Consider the following 20,051-nt stretch of genomic DNA (forward strand, 5'->3'; position numbering starts at 1 on the left):
CCGCACTTGTTTTCATCCCCACCACCATGACCACTCGCATCGCACTCGCGTACTCCGGCGGCCTCGACACCTCCTGCATCGTGCCCTGGCTGCGGGAGAACATCCCCGGCGCCGAGGTCGTCTGCGTCGTGGGCGACGTGGGCCAGGGCGAGGAGGAGCTCGCGGGCGTCGAGGAGAAGGCCAGGAAGTCGGGCGCGGCGGAGTGCCATGTCGTCGATCTCAAGAAGGAGTTCGTCGACGAGTTCGTCATGCCCACGATGATCGCGGGGGCGATCTACGAGGGGCGGTACCTGCTGGGCACGGCGATCGCCCGCCCGGTGCTGGCGCGCGGGCAGGTGCACGTGGCGAAGCGCACGGGGTGCACCGCCCTGGCGCACGGGTGCACGGGCAAGGGCAACGACCAGGTGCGCTTCGAGAGCGCGTACGCGGCGCTCGCGCCCGAGATGCAGGTCATCGCGCCGTGGCGGCACGACGCGTGGAAGCTCTCGGGGCGCCTGGCGATGCTGGAGTACCTGAAAGAGCGGAACATCCCCACCACCGCGAGCGCGACGAAGATCTACTCGCGCGATCGGAACCTGTGGCACATCAGCCACGAGGGCGGCGCGATCGAAGACCCGTGGAACGCGCCGCCCGAGGACGCGTGGATGCTGACGGTCGATCCGAAGCGGGCGCCGGAAGCGCCCGCGGAGGTGACACTGACGTTCGAGGCCGGGCGGCCGGTGGCGCTCAACGGCACGCGGCTGGAGGCATGGCGGATCATCGGCGAGCTGAACACGCTGGCGGGCGCGCACGGCGTGGGGCGGGTGGACCTGGTGGAGAACCGGCGCGTGGGGATGAAGAGCCGCGGGCTGTACGAGACGCCCGGCGGGACGGTGATCGTGGAAGGTCTGCGGGCGCTGGAGGAGCTGGTGCTGGACCGCGAGACGCTGCACTACCGCGAGCACCTGGGGCTGACGTTCGCGGAGCTGGTGTACGACGGGCGGTGGTTCACGCCGCTGCGCGAGGCGCTGTGGGCGTGCGCGTCGTCGATGGCGCAGCGCGTGGACGGGGAGGTGGTGGTGCGTCTGTCGAAGGGCGTGGCGACGGCGGTCCGCCGGCGCAGCCCGCACTCGCTGTACGCGGAGAAGATGGTGAGTTTCGAGGGCGAAGAGGTGTACAGCCAGAAGGACGCGGGCGGGTTTATCCGGCTGCTGAGCCTGCCGGAGCGGATCCGCGCGCTGCACGACGCCCGCGCGAAGGTCTGAGAACCTGCGCCCCCCGGGCGGGTATCCGGGCGCCGCGGCGCCTCGCCGCACAGCGAAGCGCGTTTGGGCGGGCGGTCCCACAGTTCGCCGGGCGCTGCGGTCGATACTGGGCACGTGGGAGAAACGTCGGCCCAGCTCGGGACACCGAACGCCCTTGCGGGGGCGCTGGCGTCGCTCGCGACCGCGGCACAGGCGGTGCGGCTGTACGGCGCGGACCACGCCGCGGCGCGCGATCGGGTCGGCATCGCGGCGCAGGCCCTCGCGGGGCTGGCGGACTGGCCATGGACGGTGACGGTGTCGGCGGAAGCGCTCACGCGCGACGGGGAGGACGTCGCGACGGCCCCGTGCACGCACGAGCTGGCGAAGGTCCTGCACGCGTCGGGCGTGGGCGCGGTGCGCGCGACGCGCGCTCCCTCGCAGGCGGAGGTTTCGGCGGTGGCGGCGTGGCTGGGCACGCTGCCGGCGCCCCACGGGGCCGACGCGCCGCCCGCGCCGGGGGAAGAGTGGATCCGGTTCTTGCGCGTTGATGCCCGGTCGCTCGCGTTCGTCGAAGGGCAGGGCGACGGCGCCGGCGGCGGGCAAGACTGGCAATCGCTGTGCCTGGCGCTCGCGTCGAGGTCGTCGGACCCGGTGGCGTCGGAGGCCGTGAACGACCTCGAGCGGCGCGTGGGGGCGGCGTCGGACGCGGAGCGCGCGCATGTGACGGAAGCGATGCAGGTGCTCGCGGAGGGCGTGCCCGGGGAGATGGCCCGCGAGCGGCTCGACCGGCTGTCGAACTCGCTGGGCTCGGTGAATCCGGACCTGCGGCGCTCGCTGCTCGCGGTGGGCATCTCGATGGACTCGCCGGGCGTGCTGCGTGCGGCGTCGCGCCTGCCCGTTGAGGACGTGGTCGCGGCGGTCCGGGCGATCGACCGGCCCGGGTACACGCCCCCGCCCGCGGCGCTGCGCCTCATCCGGAGCCTCGCCGGGCAGGCGGGGGCGACGCAGCGTGCCGAGAGCGCGTTGCCCACGATCGGCGCGGCGCTCGCGGAACTGATGGTGTCGCGGTCGACGGACGAGTTCTGCCCGGAGGACTACTCGGCGAACCTGGACCGGGCGGCGACGGGCGTGGGCGTGGGCGTTGCGCTGCCGGACGTCAAGCCCCTGTCGCTGCAGGTGCGGTGCTGCGAGATCGCGGCGGACCTGCTCGCGGCGGGGTACGCCGACGAGCGCACGGCGCAGCACTGCCGCGTGGTGGAGCGCAGCGTGGACGCGCTGCGCGGCGCGGGGCGGCTGGACCTGCTGCTGGACGTGGCGACGCACACGCGCGTGCTGCGCGGCGCAGCGCACGAGGGGGCGGCGGACGCCGCGGCGCGACTGCTGGCGGCGCTGCCGGTCGAGGCCCTGGCGCGCGACCAGGTCGACCGGCTGGGGATCGACGACGGCTCGCTGGCGGCGATGGCGCGGGTGATCCGGCTCGAGGCGGAGAGCACGCTCGCGCGCATCGCCGAGCGGGTGGCGTCGGGCGATCTGGCCCCGGACCACCCGCACGTGCGCTGGAGCGTGTCGCTGGCGTCGGCGGCGTCGCTGCGGGCGGTCGCGTCGCGCAGCGGGGAGCACGCCATCGCGCGCGCGGGGCTGCTGGCGCTGCTGGGCTCGTGCCCGGCGGCGACGCTTCTGGAGGTGATCGAGCCGCTGCTCGACACGCCCGACGCGGACCTGCTGCTGGAGGTGCTGCGGACGCTGGACAACCGGCTGGCGCTGTGGCCGGCGGGCGTGCAGCGCCGCGCGCTGCTGCACGCGGACGACCGAATCCGCGAGCTGGGCGCCCAGCGTCTGGAGCGCGACCCGGAGGCGTGCGCGATCGACGTGCTGACGGGCCTGCTGGGCGGGACGCTGACCGGCGCACTGCCGTCGGACGCGACCCTGCGGGGATGCGTGCGGGCGCTCGTGGCGCGCGGGCCCGAGGGGCTCGCGGCGCTGGCGGGCGTGCTCGACGCGCTCAGCACGTCGCTCTCGCAGCGGAAGGTGGCCATCGCGCTCTACATCGCGACGGCGCTGCGTCCGTTCGCGGATCGGGGGCGGGTGGGCGAGTCGCTGCGGCGCTGGAAGCGCTCGCCGGGCGGGCGGATCATGCGGCTGCTGACGGAAAACCCGCTGCGGAGGGCGGCATGATCACCCCGGCGACGCCGATCTTCGCGGCGCTCGGGGGCGCGGTGACGGCCCGGCGCCTCTACGGCGCGGACCATCGCGTGGCGCGCGAACGCTTCGAGGCGGCGCGCGAGGCGCTGGGGACGTGGCTGGCGGCGGAGCGGAGCCTGACGCTCCACGTCGTCGAGTCGTGCCTGCTCGGGCCCGGGGGCGTGGTCGAGTGCGACCCGTCGCTCGGGCAGGCGGTCATCCGCCTCGTGCGCGATCGCGGCGCGTCGTCGGTGCGGCTTGAGCACGGGCTGGACGGGGCCGATTTCGAATGGCTGGTGCGCACGCTGTCCGACCCGGACGATGTCTGCCCGGCGCCGGCGTGCGTGCGGCTCGGGCATGCGCACCGGCTGCAGGCCGCCCCGACGGGGAGCGCGGTCGCGCCAGACCTCGTCGCCGAGCTCAAGGCCGCCGTGCGCGATGATGCCCCCGCCGACCCCGGGCTGGCGGGCGCGGAGGCGCAGGGGCTCGAACGCGTGGCGGCGGGCATCTGCATGGCGGTGGCGGACTCGCACGGCACGATGCTGGAACTGGCGGCCCTCAAGGGGCACGACGAGTACACCTTCGTGCACACCGTGAACGTCGCGCTGCTGGCGGGGGCGCTGGCCGAGGCGTGCGGGCTCTCGCCCCGGCTTGTGCACGACGTGACGCAGGCGGCCCTGACGCACGACGTGGGCAAGCGGGTGATCCGCCACCAGATTCTCGGCAAGCGGACGGCCCTCACGACCGACGAGCGCGAACTGATGCAGCAGCACCCGGTGGAGGGCGCCCGCGTGCTGCTCGGGCAGGCGGGCGTTCCCGACGTCTCGCCGATCGTCGCGTACGAGCACCACATGCACCTGGACGGCACGGGATATCCCACGCCCGCGCGCGGGCGCCGGCCGCACCTGGTGTCGCAGATCGTGCAGCAGGCGGACGTGTTCGACGCGCTGCGCACGCACCGACCCTACCGCAGCGCGATGACCGCCGACGGCGCGTGCGCGGTGCTTCTCCAGGGGGCGGGCACCAAGTACGACCGCGCCCTCGTGGACGTCTTCATCGACCGCGTGATCGCGCGAGAGGCGCGGCGCACGGACGCTCCCGCGGCGTGAGGCACGGCGCTGGGGGCTCGACGGCGCGGGTACCGTTGGTACAGTGCGGGCGGGCCCGGCGATGGGCGCCGGGCGCGATCGAGATGGGATCGTCTCGTGTGCCGGGCGCGTGATGTCTGCGCCGACCACGGGCGGGAGCGAGGTTCGCGATGTTGACCGACCACGACGTGACCACGCCCACCGGCGCGCGGGCGCTGCGTGCCTTCCCGGCGGGGTCGAACGGCGAGTTCAACCTGCCGCCGGATCTCGTGCGGGTGATCGAGCGGGGGCGCGGGTGTCGGCTGTGGGACGCGGACGGGCGTGAGATGCTCGATTTTTCCATGGGCTGGGGGTCGGTGCTGCCGGGGCATGCGCGGGAAGAAGTGGTGAGCGCGGTGCGGGAGCGGGCGCCGCTGGGGACGAACTTCTCGTACGTCAACACCGAGTCGCTGGCGCTGGCAGAGTCGCTGCTGGAGATCCAGCCGGCGGGCGATGAACGGCGCGTGCGGTTCTGCGCCAGCGGCACGGAGGGCACGATGCACGCCCTGCGCCTGGCGCGGGCGTTCACAGGCAGGCGGCTCGCGCTCAAGTTCGAAGGGGCGTACCACGGCTCGAACGACGAGGGCGTGACGAGCCTGTTCCCCTCGGGCACGACGGCGTTCCCGTCGCCCGAGCCGTCGAGCGCGGGCGTGAACTTCCGCGACACGATCGTCGCGCCGTACAACGACCTCGACGCGACGCGCGCGACGATCGCGGCGCACGCGTCGGAACTGGCGTGCGTGATCGTCGAGCCCCTGCACCGTTGCCTCGCGCCGCGGGCGGGTTTTCTGGCGGGGCTGCGCGAGGCGTGCGATCGGCACGGCGTGCTGCTGGTCTTCGACGAGGTCGTGACCGGCTTCCGCCTGGCGTTCGGCGGGGCGCAGGCGTACTACGGCGTGCCGGCGGACATGGTGGCGTACGGCAAGGCGCTGGGCGGGGGCATGCCGATCGGCGCGTTCGTCGGGCGGGCGGAGATCATGGACCTGGCGCGCGAGGACCGGGCGGGCGAGGCCGAGTACGTGTGGACGGCGTCGACGCTGGGCGGGAACCCGGTGTCGACGGCGGCGGCCAACGCCGCGCTGGCGGTCTACCGGCGGGCCGACACGTACCCGCGCCTGCACGCGCTGGGCGAGGCGTTCCGCGAGGGGCTGCGGCGCGCGCTGCGCGACACGGGGCACGCGGGGCAGGTCATCGGCGACGGCCCGCTGGGGCAGATCGTGTTCTCGAGCGCGCCGGTGTTCGACTATCGCAGCACGATCGCGGGCGACCGGGCCAAGTCGCGCGCCATGATGCTGGGCCTGTTCCGCGCGGGCGTGTTCGTGAACCCGATGGGCACGAAGCTGTACCTCTCGCTGGCGCACGACGCGCCGGGGGGCGATGGCGACGCGGTGCCGGAGTTTCTCCGGCGCCTGACCGGCGTGCTGAAGGCGCTCTAGACCGCACGCCCTTCGGCGACTCTCGCCCGCGGGAGGCGAACGATGCGCCCGGAGGTTACCTCATGGACGAAGCGGGCTCGCGGCGCGCGGCGACGGCGGACGAGGTCGATCGGGCGGCGTGGCGCGCGTGGGAGGCGTTCGACGCCGCCCCGCCGGTCGACGCGCGAGCGCGGGCGCTCGACCTCGCGGCGGACGGGCTCGACGCGCACCCGACGTTGGTCGGTACGGTGTGCGAGGAGACGGCGTACGCCGCGCCGCGTGTTCGCACGGAGTTGATCCGCACGAGCAACCAGCTCCGCGCGTTCGCGGCGCTGATCCGCGAGGGCTCGTGGGTCGAGGCGACGATCGACCACGGCGATCCGGCACGCACGCCCACGCCCAAGCCGGACCTGCGGCGGATGCTGCTGCCGCTGGGGCCGGTCGGCGTGTTCGGGGCGAGCAACTTCCCGCTCGCGTACGGCGTGGCGGGGGGCGACACGTCGGGCGCGCTGGCGGCGGGGTGCCCGGTCATCGTGAAGGAGCACAGCGCTCAGCCACGCACGGGCGAGGCGATCGCGGCGGTGGTTGAGGACGCGTGCGCACGCGCGGGCTTGCCGCCGGGGTTCTTCGTGTACCTGCCCGCGTCGGGCGAGCGCGCGATCGAGGTGGGCCTCGAGCTCGTGCGCCATCCGCGGGTGCGTGCGGTCGGGTTCACGGGGTCGGTGCAGGGCGGGATGTCGCTGGCGCGGGCCGCGAGCGAACGCCCCGAGCCCATCCCGGTCTACGCCGAGATGGGGAGCGTGAACCCGGTGTTCGTGCTGCCCGGGGCGGCGCGATCGCGCGGGGCGGCGATCGGCGCGATGCTCGGCGCGTCGGCGACGGCGTCGGGCGGGCAGATGTGCACGTGCCCGGGCCTGATCTTCGTGACGCCGCAGGCCGACGCGGTGGTCGAGGCGCTCCGCGGAGTCTTCGCGAGCGCCGGCCTCGTGACGATGCTGACACCCCGGACGGCGTCGTTGTTCGCGGAGCGGCTGGCGGACGTGCAGCAGGCCGGCGGGGCGCGGGTGGTGGCACGGGGCGGCGAGGGCGGCGAAGGCGGCGAAGGCGACGCGGCGCGGGCCGGCACGCCGACGCTGCTCGAAGCGGGTCTGGACGCGTTCCTGAACGAGCCCACGCTGCGCGAGGAGTGCTTCGGGCCGTCGACGATCGTGGTCCGCTGCGAGCACGAGCGCGACTTCGCACGGGGCGTCGGCGTGCTGCCCGGCTCGCTCACCGGCTCGGTCTTCGCCGACGACGCGGAGTGGTCGGGAGCGCGCGGGCTCGTCGGGGCGCTGCGCGAGCGCGTCGGGCGGCTCATCTTCAACGGCGTGCCCACAGGCGTGGAGGTGGTGCCCGCAATGAACCACACCGGGCCGTTCCCGGCGTGCAATCGCCCGGACACGACGGCGGTCGGGGCGTATTCGATCCGGCGCTGGTGCCGCCCGGTGTGCTTCCAGAACGCGCCCGCGGGGCTGCTCCCGGAGGAACTGCGGGACGGCAACCCGCGCGGGATCTGGCGGCTGGTGGATGGGGCGCGAGTGCGGGGGTAGCGCGCACGGCGAACGCCGCCCGGTACACTGGCGGCATGACGCAACGGACCGTGAACGTGTGGGCGGGGATGGTTGTGGCGGGCGTGCTCGCGACGTCGGCGGCGGGCCAGGTGCGCGTCGCGCGCCTGTTCACCGACCACGCGGTGCTGCAGCAGAAGACGTCGGCGCCGATCTGGGGCTGGGCGACGCCCGGCGAGACGGTGCGCGTGCGCACGCCCTGGAACGGCGAGGGCGCCGAGGCGGTGGCCGACGCGCGCGGGCGCTGGCAGGCGCGCCTCGACACGCCCGCGGCGGACGGCACGCCGTTCTCGATCACGGTGAGCGGGTCGTCGACCGTCACGATCTCCGACGTCGTGCTCGGCGAGGTGTGGGTGTGCTCCGGGCAGTCGAACATGGAGTGGCCCCTGTCGCGCAGCGAGGACGGCGACGCGGCGATCGCGCAGGCGGACCACCCGCTGATCCGCGTGCTGCAGGTCGACAACCGCGTGGCGGCCCGGCCTCGCACCGATGTGGATTCGCAGCACGGGTGGCGGGCGTGCACGCCCGCGACGGCCGGCGGGGTGAGCGCGGTGGCGTACTACTTCGCGCGGGACGTGCAGAAGGCGCTGGGGGTGCCGGTGGGCATCATCCAGGCCGACTGGGGCGGGACGCCGGTGCAGGCGTGGACCAGCGGGGAGGTCATCGCGGGCTTCTCGGAGTACGCGCAGGATCTCCGCGTCGTCGAGGCGATGGACCCGGACCCCAACGTGCGGGCTGCTCGGATGGCGGCCTTCGGCTCGTCGTGGTGGGACCGGCTGGACACGCACCGGGCGGGCCCCGGCAAGGCGTGGGCGGCGGCGGACTTCGACGACGCCTCGTGGGACGACGTGCAACTGCCCGCCCTGTTCGCGGGCGCGCTCGCGTCGCACGACGGGGCAGCGTACTTCCGGCGCTCGTTCGACTGGGCCGGCGGCGCGGGCGAGGCGACCATCTCGCTGGGGCCGGTGGACGATCGCGATGACGTGTACGTCAACGGCGTGCACGTCGGGGGAATCCGCGAGGACGGGCGCTGGAACTCGGCGCGGCAGTACACCATCCCCGCGGGCGTGCTGCGCGCGGGTCGAAACGTAGTGGGCGTGCGCGTCGTCGACACCGCGGGCCCGGGGGGCTTCCACGGCACGCCCGACCAGATGCGCGTCGCGGCCGGCGGGACGGGCGTGTCCCTCGCGGGCGCGTGGAAGGCGCGCCGGGGCCCGGCGATGTCGGACCTGCCGCCGATCGGCCAGGGCGCGACGATCTCGCAGTCGACCGCGAGCACGCTGTTCAACGGGATGGTCCACCCGTTGATTCCGACCGCGATCGGCGGCTTCCTGTGGTATCAGGGCGAATCAAACCGCAACGACCCGGCGCTCTACGCGCGGGTGTTCCCCGCGATGATCGAGGACTGGCGCGGGCGCTGGGGGCGGGGCGACCTGCCGTTCTACTTCGTGCAGATCGCGCCGTTCGACTATCCGGGGGACCAGGGGCAGACGGCGCTGCTGCGCGAGGCGCAGGCGAGCGCGCTCGCCCTGCCCCACACCGGCATGGTCGTGACGCTCGACGTGGGCGACGAGCGCGACATCCACCCCATCAAGAAGCGTGAGGTCGGCGAGCGCCTGGCGCGCGTCGCGCTTGCCGACACGTACGGCGTGTCGGGCGTCGTCGCGCACGCGCCGCGCTTCAGCGGGGCGACGTTCGAGAGCGGCGCCGCCACGGTGCGCTTCGACCTGGGCCCTTCCGCGGGCGTGCGGATGGCCGAGGGGCCGTCGGGCGACTTTGCGCTGGCCGGCGCCGACCGCGTGTTCTGCGTCGCCGAGGCGCAGGTCATCGCGCCCGGCGAGGTGCGGGTGCGGAGCGCACGCGTGCCCGCGCCGGTGGCGGTGCGGTACGGGTTCGACACCTCGCCCGCGGGGACACTGCGCAGCGCCGAGGGGCTGCCGGTCGCGCCGTTCCGGTCCGACGGGTGGGAGACGCCCCCCGAGGGCTGGGCGCCGGCAGAGGATTTGGGCGCCACGCCCTACCTCACGACCGAGGCGGGGTTCACGCCCCTGTTCGACGGCTCGACGCTCGACGGCTGGGTGAACGTGAACACGGCGCCGTCGACCTGGCGCGTGGAGCGCGGGATGATCCGCTGCAGCGGCGTGCCGACGGGCGTGCTGCGCACGACGACGATGTACGAGAACTTCGTGCTCGAGCTCGAGTGGCGCCACCTGCGGGCGCAGGGCAACGCGGGGCTCTTCGTGTGGTCCGACGCGCTGACGGCGCGGGGCGTGCCCTTCACGCGGAGCGTGGAGGTGCAGGTGATGACGGGCTCCGAGGGAGAGTGGTGGACGAGCGACGGGGACATCTTTCCCATCCACGGCGCGACGATGACGCCGCTGACGCCGCGGCCCAAGGGGGGCAACCGCGCGTTCCCGACGGAGAAGCGGATGCGCCCCTCGCCGCAGTGGAACCACTATCGCGTGGAGTGCGTGAACGGCGAGATCTCGCTCGCGGTGAACGGGAAGGTCGTGACGCGGGGGAAGGACATCTCGCCGCGCAAGGGGTTCATCTGCCTGGAGTCGGAGGGCACGCCGATCGACTTCCGGAACATCCGGATCAAGGAACTGCCGCCCGCGAGCAAGCCGCTCGCGCCGGAGATGGTCGCGGACGCGAGCGAGGGGTTCGTGCCGCTGTACAACGGCGTGGACTTCAGCGGGTGGAAGTTCGAGCCCGTGCACGAGGGGCACTTCACGGCGCGTGACTGGACGATCGCCTACGACGGGCGCGGGGCGGACCTGTGGTCGGCGCGGGCGTACCGCGACTTTGTGCTCATCGCCGATTGGCGGTGGTCGGGGCCGCCCGCCGACACGCTCCGCCCGGTGATCCTGCCGAGCGGCGAGGAGCAGAAGGACGCCGACGGCAAGAGCGTGATGGAGACCGTGAAGGACGCGGGCGACAGCGGCATCTACCTGCGCGGGTCGTCGAAGAGCCAGGTGAACATGTGGTGCTGGGGCATCGGGTCGGGCGAGGTGTACGGGTACCGCACCGACGCGTCGCTGCCCGCGGACGTCCGCGCGGGCGTCACGCCCCGCCGGAAGGCCGACCGCCCGATCGGCGAGTGGAACCGCTTCGTCATCACCATGAAGGGCGACCGGCTGACGGTGGTGCTCAACGGCGAGACGGTGATCGAGAACGCGCTGCTGCCGGGCGTGGCGCGCGAGGGGCCGATCGCGCTGCAGTCGCACGGCTCGCCGATCGAGTTCGCGAACATCCTGATCAAGGAGCTGGAATGACCGTGCCGCACGTCCCCTCTCACATCACCCCCGCCCCGTCATCGGACGCGCGGGCGGAACAGCCCTCGCGCCGCGCCTTCCTGGGGGGCGTGCTCGCGACCGGGGCCGGCCTGGTCGCGGCGCGTGCCGTGGCGTGCGCGGCCCAACCCGCGGAAGGTTCCAAGCCGATGACGCACGCCGCGCAGCCGGGGCCCTGGTTCACCATCTCGCTCGCCGAATGGTCGCTGCACCGTGCGCTCTACGCGGGCACGATGACGAACCTCGACTTCCCGCGCATCGCGAAGGAGCAGTACTCGATCACGCAGGTCGAGTACGTCAACGCGTTCTTCAAGGACAAGGCCCGGGACGACGCGTACCTCAAGGACCTGCGGTCGCGCTGCGACTCGCTGGGCGTGACCAGCCTGCTCATCATGTGCGACGGCGAGGGCGCGCTGGGCGACCCGGACGACGCGAAGCGCACCACCGCCGTCACGAACCACCACAAGTGGGCGTACGCGGCGAAGTCGCTCGGGTGCCACTCCATCCGCGTCAACGCCCAGAGCGAGGGAACGCCCGAGGAGCAGGAGAAGCTCGCGGCCGACGGCCTGCGCCGCCTCACCGAGCACTGCGCCACGCTGGGCATCAACTGCATCGTCGAGAACCACGGGGGGCTCTCGAGCCACGGCGACTGGCTCGCGCGCGTGATGAATCGCGTGGGGCACCCTCGCTGCGGCACGCTGCCCGACTTCGGCAACTTCTACGAGTACGACCGCTACCAAGGCGTCACCGACATGATGCCCTTCGCCAAGGGCGTCTCCGCCAAGTCGCACGAGTTCGACGCGCAGGGCAACGAGGTCCGCACCGACTACGTGCGCATGCTCGGCATCGTGAAGGCGGCGGGGTATCGCGGCGCCATCGGCGTGGAGTACGAGGGCGATAAGCACTCCGAGGCCGACGGGATCCGGCTCACCAAGGCGCTGCTCGAGCGCCTGCGCGTCGCGCCACCCGCCGCGGACGAACCCAAGGCGACGCCCGCGGGCGTATAGGGCCGGCGGCCTATCGCCGCGACGGGGGCGCAGCGTCCGGCGCGGGGCCGCTCCATCGCAGGGCGCGGCGCGGGTCGATCACGCGCGTGACGCCGCCCTCGACGATCACGCACGCCCGCCCGCCGCACGCGCGGAGCAAGGGCGGCACATCGTCGGCGGGCACCAGGCACGCGGCGGTGGCGATCGCGTCGGCGATTTCACCCCGCGGGGCAACGACGGTCGCCTGCGCACGGCGCGTGCTGCCCAGCCCCGTGCGCGGGTCCACGATGTGCGCGTAGCGCACGCGCCCGATCTCGACAAACTGCTCGGCATCGCCCGACGTCGACACGGCCGCGTTGGCGAGCACGAGCGTGCCCACAGCGGGCGCGTCCGGCGTTGCTCGCTCGCCCCGGATCTCGATGTGCCAGCCGTCACGCCCCGGCGGGGGCGAGCCCGCGACGACATCGCCGGCGAGCGAGACCAAGCAGCGCCCGTGCCCGCGCTCGCGCAGCACCTCGACCGCGCGCTGCGCGGCGTATCCCTTGGCGATGCCCCCGAAGTCCAGGCCCATGCCGGCACGGGTAAGCATGACCGGCCCGGACTCGCCCGCGGGGAGCCGGACGGCGTGCCGATCTACCAGCGCGCGGGCGGCGTCGAGCTGGTCATGGTCGGGCAGTCGGCCATCACGGCGCGACGCACGCCACAATCGCACGAACGGCGCGACGGTCACGTCGAACGCGCCCGACGAGGCGTCGGAGACGATCGCGCCCACGCGGACGAGGTGGATGAGGTCCGCGGGCGAATCGACCGCGTGCCGCCCCGATGCCTCGCCTAGGCGCGTCACCACGCTGTCGCGCCGGTAGTCGCTGAGGATGGCGTCGAGGCGTGCGATCTCGGCGAAGGCGTCCTGCGCCGCCGCCTCGGCCGCGGACGCGTTGGGCGCGTAGAGCACGATGCGGGCCGGCACGCCCATCGAGACGCGCGCGAACTCGTGGCGCTCGAGCCGTCCCGCGCACGCGGGGAGCACCGCGAGCAGAAGAAGCACGCACACGAGCAGCCCGCGCACGCGCGGCGCGGATCGGCCCGGCGCCGGCCGCGCCGGCGGGCTCACGCGTCGGCTTCCAGCCAGGCGGGGTCGAACATCATGCCCGGGGGCGGCGCGAGCGGGGCGTCGTCGTCGAGCCCGGCGACCGGGTACGCGCAGTAGTCGAGCGCGAACGCGCCGGCGGGGCGGTGATTACCGGATAGGCCCAGCCCGCCGAAGGGCAGCTTGGAACTCGCGCCCGCGGTGCCCGTGTTCCAGTTGACGCAGCCGGCGCGCACGCGCTCGCGGAAGCGTGCCGCGGCGTCGGGGCGGCGCGTGAAGATCGACGCGGCGAGCCCGAAGTCGGTCGCGTTGGCCTGCTCGATCGCCTCGTCCTCGGTCTGGACGACGCACACGCGCAGGAACGGGCCGAACACCTCGACATCGGACCCCGGCGAACGGATCTTCCCGTCGGGGGCCGTCGCGCCGTCGCGCTCGAAGCGTTCGACGCGCATGACGCCCGGTGACAGGAAGAACCCGCCGGCGTCGCTCTCGACGGGGCGGGGCTCGACGAGCAGCGACCCGCCCGCGCGGGTCAGGTCCGCGACCTGGCGCAGCACGTGGTCGCGCGATTCGCGCGAGATGAGCGGGCCGATGAAGACCGGGTGTGACGCCCCGGGGTCGCCGATGATGAGGCGCGACGCACCCCGGCAGATGGCGGGGATGAGGCGGTCCGCCGCGCCCCGCTGCACGATCACGCGGCGCGCGCACGTGCAGCGCTGCCCGGCGGAGATGAACGCGGACCGCACGATCTCGGACGCGGCCCGGGCAAGGTCGGCGTCGTCGAGGACGACGACCGCGTTGTTGCCGCCCATCTCGAGCGCGAGGATGCGCCCCGGGCGGTCAAGGTTCGCCTGCATGATGCGCCGGCCGACGGGCCACGACCCGGTGAAGAGCACGCCGTCGATGTGCTCGTGCGCCACGATGCGCGACGCGACGTCGGCGCCGCCCTGCACGAGGTTGAGCACGCCCCGGGGCGCGCCGGCCTCGCAGAGCGCGGCGTGGAGCAGCGTCGCGAGCATCTGCCCCACGAGCGGGGCCTTGTCGGAGGGCTTGAACACCACCGTGTTGCCCATGAGCAGCGCGGGCACGATGTGCCCGTTGGGCAGGTGCGCGGGAAAGTTGAACGGCCCCACCACCGCCATCACGCCGTGCGGGCGGAACCAGCATCGCCCGACGCGCCCCGGGGCGAGCGCGAGCTCAAACCCGCGGACGCGCGCCAGCCCCGCGTGCGCCGAGTCGTCGAGCGTGATGTCCACCTTCTGCGCGATGAGCTGCGCCTCGGCCTTCGCGTCCCACGCAACCTTGCCGACCTCGTCGCGGATGGCGTCGGCCAGCGCGGCCTCGTGCTCGCGCGCCAGCGCGCCGAACCGGCGCAGCACGCCCGCGCGGCGCTCGTGCGTCCAGGCGCTCCATTCGGCGAACGCCCCGCGCGCCGATTCCACCGCGCGATCGACGTGCGCCACGCTGCTCGACCCGCGCCACACCGCCTCGTGCGGGCGGGCGGGGTTGCACGACGTCAGCCCGTCCGGCGGGTGCTCGATCCACGCCCCGCCGAGCAGGTCGGCCGGCTGGTGCCACGCGATCGTCACGCCCGCGTCCTCGCGCCGGGCCTCGCGGTGCGCCCCGCGCGTGCGGTCGACGCCTTCGCGCGCGTCGCCTTCGCGCGGGCGGGTCGCACGGGCGTCTGCGCGCCCGCGCCCTCGTGCGGGAGTTCGTCGGGCACGATGCCCTTGAGGGGCGTCACGCCGATCTCGGCGCCCGCCTTCACGCGGAGCAGGTCCATCGCCTCGGCGCTCAGGCGCACGCCGTCGTCGGTGAGTTCGACCCAGTCTTCGGTGCAGCGGAACTCGCCGTCCTTGTCGAGGCTGCTCACGATCCCGCGGGCGGTGCGTCGCGGGGCGTCGGCGGCCTTGCCGGCCGTCAGGCGGCGCGTCTCACGCACGAGCGGGATGTCATCGGTCGGCGCGTCGAGGTGCGGCCCGCCGTCGAACGGATCGACGAACCCGCGGTTGCGGAACCCCAGGCTCTCGAGCAGCCGCAGCGCCGGCAGCGTGTCGCGCCCGACGACGCCGATCTGGTTCTGCACTTCCAGCGGGAACAGCGACAGGTAGATCTCCTCTTTCGGCAGCAGATCGGAGATGAACCCCCGGTTGTGCTGGCAGAACCGGTCGGCCTCGCCGAAGCGCACCGGGATGAACTTGCGCCCGAAGTGGTCCCAGAAGACGTTGTCGCCCTCTTCGGACACCGGGCCCATCATCTCGGCCAGCACGCGGTCGGCGAACGCGGCCCGATGCAGGGCCATCCAGTGGAAGCGTGCGAACGACAGCAGGCGGCCCGGGCGCGCGGGGTGCCCGCGATAGGACGGCTGGATGATGAGCCCGCCGATCTCGGTGGGGCCGGATTCATCGCCGTACAACTGCCCGACCTTGTGCGTGCTGCCCCAGCCGAGGCGCTCGGAGCGGAAGGCCTTCTCGGAGATTTTGAACGTCCAGTTCGGGTTGCCCGGGCCGCCCTGGTGGGCGCGCACCTGCGACGTGCCGATCACGCCCCGCGTGTGCGTGTCCTCGATCGTGAGCATGAACAGCTCGGAGTCGTCGCCCGCATCGGCCCAGCCGGCGCCCGAACGGTGCGAGCGCCGACGCCGCCCGTGGGCGGCTTCCACCGGCACGCCGGCGGCCTTGCGGAAACACCGCGTCGACTGCTCGATCTTCGCCTGGATGATCGGCTCGTTCGGCGGCAGGTTGACGAAATACACCATCTTCGCCAGTTTCACCAGCGTCGAAACGTCGTCTGGCTTCGATCGACGGACGAGGAACATGCGCCCCCACTGGTTCGTGTTTTGTGCGGGAACACCCAAGAACTCGGGACCGCGCCCGCCGAGCCATCCTAGCAACCGGTGCCGCCACGGAACCCGAGGGGTCCGGACGCTTTCGCCTACACCGCCACCTTCGCCAAGCCGCGCTCGAGGCAGCCGAAGACGCGGGACCAGTGCTCCTCGCGCATGACGGGGAGCGGCGGGAGCATGCGCAGGTGGTACGGGCCGTGCCCGCAGTAGAACAGGATGAGCCCCTCGTCGAAGCACGCGCGGCAGGCGGCGTTGATCCTGGCCTTGTCGCCCCCGAAGGGCGTGAGGCGCATCATGCCGCCCGTGCCGCCGGCGAGCGCGTCGCCCCCGCCGCCCAGCGCGGGGACGGGCGGGAACCATTCGGGGCGTCGCGCGATGAGCTCGCGCGAGAGGCGGCGGAAGGTGTCGTGGTGGCGCGCGAACTCGCCTGAGTCGCCGTAGAACGGGCCGTCGCGCAGGCGTTCCAGAACGCGCGTGCCGACGCGGAACGAGACACCCTCGCCGGTGAACGTGCCCGAGAGCAGCCCGGCCTTGGGGTTGAACTCCTCGGTGAAGAGCGTCGCGCACGCCTGCGTCATCTTGCCGACGCAGAAGACGTCGACGTACTCGCCCAGGTCGAAGAGCTCGTACGCGAACATCCGGGGCGTGCGTCCGAAGGTCTGGATCTCGTCGTCCCAGATGGGCACCTGGTGGGCGCGGCAGACGTCCATGAGCGCCTTGAAGAAGTCGCGATTCCCCACGTTGAACCCGCCCTCGCCCTGCACGAGCTCAAAGATGAAGCACGCGTGCTGCCCGGGGTAGCGGTGCAGGTACTGCTCCAGGTGCTTCACGCTCATGTCGATGAACCGCGTGGCGCCCATGCGCTCGGCGGCGACGGCGTCGTAGAAGGGCATGTAGTCCACGAGCGTGCTGAGCGGGAGGCCCTGGCGATAGTCCGGCGTGTCGCCGATCTGCGCCATCGTGATCGACCGCCCCATGAAGCAGTCCTGGAACGCCAGGACGCGCGGGGCCCCTCCGCGCTTCTGCATGCACACCTTCAGAGCGTTCTCGTTCGCCATCGCGCCGCTCGTGGCGAGGTACGAGTACTTCAGGCGGCTGGCGCGCTTCGCGAGCGAGAGCAGCGTCTGCGCGAACGTGAACGCCTCGGCGTTCGACAGGAGATTGCCGTGCTTCACGACGTCGTCGAGCCCGGCGGCGAGGGCCTGCCCGACGAGGTCGGCGTCGGAATGCCCGAAGAAGTGCACGCCGATGCCGCAGATCATGTCCCACTTCACCGACCCGTCGGCGAGTTCGACCAGCGGGCCGTTGCCGAGCCCGGAGCCGACGCAGGGGTAGAGCAGCGCGCGTCCGCGGACGTCGGCCGCGGTCTGGAGCAGCTCGTCGTACGACTGGCGCAGGCCAGGGTTGGGCGGGCGTTCGCCGGTGAGCAAGGCCGACTGCCGGCGCACCTCGGCGACGATCGCGTCGATCGCCGCACGCACCGCGGAGCTGTGGCGCAGTTGCGATGCCTGCGTGGTGGAAGCGGGCGGGGCGGCGTGGGCGGCGGGGGCGTGCATGCGGAACTCCGGAATGGTCCGTTCTCTATCGGCACGGACGAGCAAACGCTACGCCGATTCCAGCCGCCGCTGCGGGAGCGCCCGACGGGCCCCGACGCGCTTCAGGCCATGCGCGTCGGCCCGCCCCGGGACGCCAGGCGGGCCAGCAGCACCGACGCGAGCTGGCAGCGTTCCACCAGGCTCGCGACCTCGATCCATTCGTCGGTCGTGTGCAGCCCACCGCCCCGCACGCCCAGCGTGTCGATCGTCGGGAGTCCCGCGGCCTGCAGGGTGTTCCCGTCGCACACGCCCCCGGTAGACCCGAAGGGGAGTTGCTGCCCTAAGCCTTGCGCAACGTCGCGGGCCATTTCGGCCAGGGTCATCGTCCCGGGCGTCGCGGGCTTTGACGGGCGATTGAACGAACGCTCCACGCGCACGCTCGCGACGGCGTTCGGGCGGGCAAGATCATCGAGCCCCGAGGCGAGTTCGGCCTCGATCTCCGCGTTCTTGAACCGGACGTTTCCCCACGCGTGGCAACTGTCCGGCACGATGTTCGTGGCGACGCCGCCCTCGATCACGCCGATGCTCGCGATCTTGCCCCGATCGACGTCGACGAGGTCGTGCACGGCGCGGACGCACTCGGCCATCGAGACGATCGCGGACACGCCCTTGCGGAAGTCGCGCCCGACGTGGGCCGCCACGCCGCCGGTCTCGATGTAGAACTGCCCGCTGCCCGGACGCTCGACCACCAGGCCCCCGTCGGGGAGGGCGGGCTCGAAGACAAGCCCGACGTCGTGCCGAGCGGCCTCGGCGCGCAGCGCGCGGTCCGAGCAGTACGACCCGACCTCCTCATCGGAGTTCAGGACGAAGGACCAGGATATCGGCACGCCGGCCTCGTGCAGCACCTCGAGCGCGTGCAGCGCCACGACGAGCCCGCCCTTCATGTCGGCGCAGCCCGGCCCGAAGCCCGTCCGCCCGTCGGCGCTCAGGGTCAACTCCCGGAATGGCCCGCGCGGGTCGTGCACGGTGTCGAGGTGCCCGCTGAGCAGGATGCGCATGCCCGGGGCGCGGTCGTCGGGACGCCGGCAGACGGCGGTGGGCGGCGCGCTCGAGTTCGCTCCCGCCCGCTCGATCCACGCCGGGCGCGAATCGCCGGGCACATGCTCGATGGCCGCGCCGAGCGCCCGCAGGCGCGATTCGAACCACGCGCGGGTGTCGTCCAGGCCGGGCGCGTGGTGCATCCCCGTGGGGATCGCGACCAGCGAGCGCAGGTCGGCGAGCATGGACGCGCTCCGCTGCGCCGCACGCCGCGAGAGATCATGTTCGGCGGTCGAGAGGGTCATGCGGCGTGCTCCAGCAGGTGCATCGCAGCGTACGCGAGGACCGTCCCCGCGATGACGATGCCCGTCGCCAGTTTAATGCGGCGCACGGTGCGGTCGATCGGCAGCGAGCCGCGCGGCAGGCCCACCAGCCCGCGCACGTGGGCGATGCGCCCGCCGATGGATCCGTGCCGGAACGAGAACCGGTCCGGGGGGATCGCGTTCAGGCTGGCCACGCCCTCGAGCGCGCTGCCCATGGCCCGCCCGGCCTCGGGCGTCACGACCGGCGCGTCGCCCGACAGGTGCAGCGCCCCGAAGGCGTCGGCCTGGCGTTCGAACCGGCGGCTGACGAACCCGAACACGAGCCCGGCGAGCGCGAGCACGCCCAGCGAGAGCGGCCCGTCGTACGCGCGTGGGTCCGCCGGGCGCAGCAGCATCTCTAGGCCCCACAGCGCCCACCCCGCCGCGAACGTCGTCGCGAACAGCGACAGCGCGAGCCAGATCATGTGGTTGAGCTTCACGTGCGCCACCTCGTGCGCCACCACGCCCTCGACCTGCTCGCGCGTCAGGCCTTCCAGCAGCGCGTCGGTGAACAGCATGTACCGGAAGGGGTACAGCACGCCGAGCACCGCGGCGTTGGCGACCGACCCGTGCGTGCGCCACAGCAGCGGGCCCCGCACGCGCACGCCGAATCGGCGGCACACTCCCACCGCCTGGTCGCGCAGCTCGCCGGCCGAGATCGGCACGGTGTCCCACAGCACGCGGACGATCGCGGGCGTCACGACCAGCACCACGCCCACGCCCAGCCAGGCCGCCGCCTCGAAGGCCCACCCCGGCAGGCGTCCCGCCATGCGCGACGCCGCGACCTGCACCGTCTCCTGCCACGCCGACACGAGCGTGAGGGGCACGAGCACCAGCAGCGCGGAGTGTCGCATCTGATGCCACACGAAGAGCCCGCGCGCCATCGGCGGGTACAGCGTCGCACCGGTGTGGAGGTGGCGCCAGAGGACGGCCTCCTTCAGCCGTCGCTCGACGGGCTCGATCGTCCACCACGCCGCCAGCAGGAACGCGAACATCGGCGACACGATGAGGATCTCGTCGATCGCGATGAGATCGCCGACGCGGGCGCGCACGGCCTCTGGCCACCCGCCCGCGACGATCGCGCCGACAAGCGCGGCACCGGCCAGGAGGCGGGCGACGGCGTGGACGCGCTGCGCGAAGAACGCCGCCCGCACGCTGCCGTGCCGGTCCATGCGCCGGGCGCTCCGCCACGCGACGCCCTGGAGCGTCGCCCAGAGCGCGCCGAGCGCCGCGAGGACGATCCAGGGCGCGACGGGCTGCGTGTGCGCATCGACCAGCGCGTCGTCATGGACGTGCAGGGCGACGAAGAGGGCAATCACGATGACCTGGACCACGGGAACGGGATTGTTGGC

Annotated in this window: 13 protein-coding genes; 7 read left to right on the plus strand and 6 right to left on the minus strand. The window is 73.3% G+C overall.

What is annotated here, in order from left to right; genetic code table 11:
• Positions 1-26: 26 nt before the first annotated feature.
• The 7 genes from SFY69_05145 (at position 27) to SFY69_05175 (ending at position 11,853) form a co-directional block, all read left to right on the plus strand.
• Entirely contained in the window at positions 27-1,244 is a 1,218-nt protein-coding gene (locus tag SFY69_05145; GenBank protein MDX2131418.1) for an argininosuccinate synthase, read from the plus strand.
• Between the two features lie 114 nt (positions 1,245-1,358).
• Positions 1,359-3,398, plus strand: coding sequence for a hypothetical protein (locus SFY69_05150; GenBank protein ID MDX2131419.1), 2,040 nt, complete (start codon positions 1,359-1,361; stop codon positions 3,396-3,398).
• Entirely contained in the window at positions 3,395-4,513 is a 1,119-nt protein-coding gene (locus tag SFY69_05155; protein ID MDX2131420.1) for an HD domain-containing protein, read from the plus strand. The genes SFY69_05150 and SFY69_05155 overlap by 4 nt, the downstream gene beginning before the upstream one ends.
• Before the next feature lie 149 nt (positions 4,514-4,662).
• Positions 4,663-5,967, plus strand: coding sequence for an aminotransferase class III-fold pyridoxal phosphate-dependent enzyme (locus tag SFY69_05160; GenBank protein ID MDX2131421.1), 1,305 nt, complete (start codon positions 4,663-4,665; stop codon positions 5,965-5,967).
• Between the two features lie 62 nt (positions 5,968-6,029).
• Positions 6,030-7,535: an aldehyde dehydrogenase family protein gene (locus SFY69_05165; protein ID MDX2131422.1), complete on the plus strand. Its 1,506-nt coding sequence runs from the start codon at positions 6,030-6,032 to the stop codon at positions 7,533-7,535.
• A 35-nt stretch (positions 7,536-7,570) separates the two neighbouring features.
• Positions 7,571-10,828 (plus strand): family 16 glycoside hydrolase, encoded by a 3,258-nt coding sequence (locus SFY69_05170; GenBank protein MDX2131423.1) that lies wholly within the window; start codon positions 7,571-7,573, stop codon positions 10,826-10,828.
• Positions 10,825-11,853, plus strand: a complete 1,029-nt coding sequence (locus SFY69_05175) for a sugar phosphate isomerase/epimerase family protein (protein ID MDX2131424.1) — start codon at positions 10,825-10,827, stop codon at positions 11,851-11,853. Before SFY69_05170 ends, SFY69_05175 begins: the two co-directional genes overlap by 4 nt.
• A 10-nt stretch (positions 11,854-11,863) precedes the next feature.
• Here SFY69_05175 and SFY69_05180 read toward each other — a convergent pair whose 3' ends face one another.
• From SFY69_05180 to SFY69_05205, 6 genes are all read right to left on the minus strand, one after another.
• The gene (locus SFY69_05180; GenBank protein MDX2131425.1) at positions 11,864-12,898 is read right to left on the minus strand and encodes an FAD:protein FMN transferase; all 1,035 of its coding nucleotides are present in this window, start codon (positions 12,896-12,898) and stop codon (positions 11,864-11,866) included.
• 41 nt (positions 12,899-12,939) lie between these two features.
• Positions 12,940-14,508 (minus strand): aldehyde dehydrogenase family protein, encoded by a 1,569-nt coding sequence (locus tag SFY69_05185; protein MDX2131426.1) that lies wholly within the window; start codon positions 14,506-14,508, stop codon positions 12,940-12,942.
• Positions 14,505-15,737 carry an arginine N-succinyltransferase gene (locus SFY69_05190; GenBank protein MDX2131427.1) on the minus strand — a complete coding sequence of 411 codons (1,233 nt, stop codon included), beginning with the start codon at positions 15,735-15,737 and terminating at the stop codon, positions 14,505-14,507. Before SFY69_05190 ends, SFY69_05185 begins: the two co-directional genes overlap by 4 nt.
• Positions 15,738-15,853: 116 nt before the next feature.
• Positions 15,854-17,320 carry an aminotransferase class III-fold pyridoxal phosphate-dependent enzyme gene (locus tag SFY69_05195; protein MDX2131428.1) on the minus strand — a complete coding sequence of 489 codons (1,467 nt, stop codon included), beginning with the start codon at positions 17,318-17,320 and terminating at the stop codon, positions 15,854-15,856.
• Positions 17,321-17,421: 101 nt separating this feature from the next.
• A complete protein-coding gene (locus tag SFY69_05200) occupies positions 17,422-18,642 on the minus strand; it encodes a M20/M25/M40 family metallo-hydrolase (GenBank protein ID MDX2131429.1) in 1,221 nt (406 codons plus the stop codon).
• Positions 18,639-20,033 carry a M48 family metallopeptidase gene (locus SFY69_05205; GenBank protein MDX2131430.1) on the minus strand — a complete coding sequence of 465 codons (1,395 nt, stop codon included), beginning with the start codon at positions 20,031-20,033 and terminating at the stop codon, positions 18,639-18,641. The genes SFY69_05200 and SFY69_05205 overlap by 4 nt, the downstream gene beginning before the upstream one ends.
• Positions 20,034-20,051: the final 18 nt, after the last annotated feature.

The organism is Planctomycetota bacterium (genome assembly GCA_033763975.1).
Taxonomy (GTDB): Bacteria; Planctomycetota; Phycisphaerae; order Phycisphaerales; family UBA1924; genus RI-211.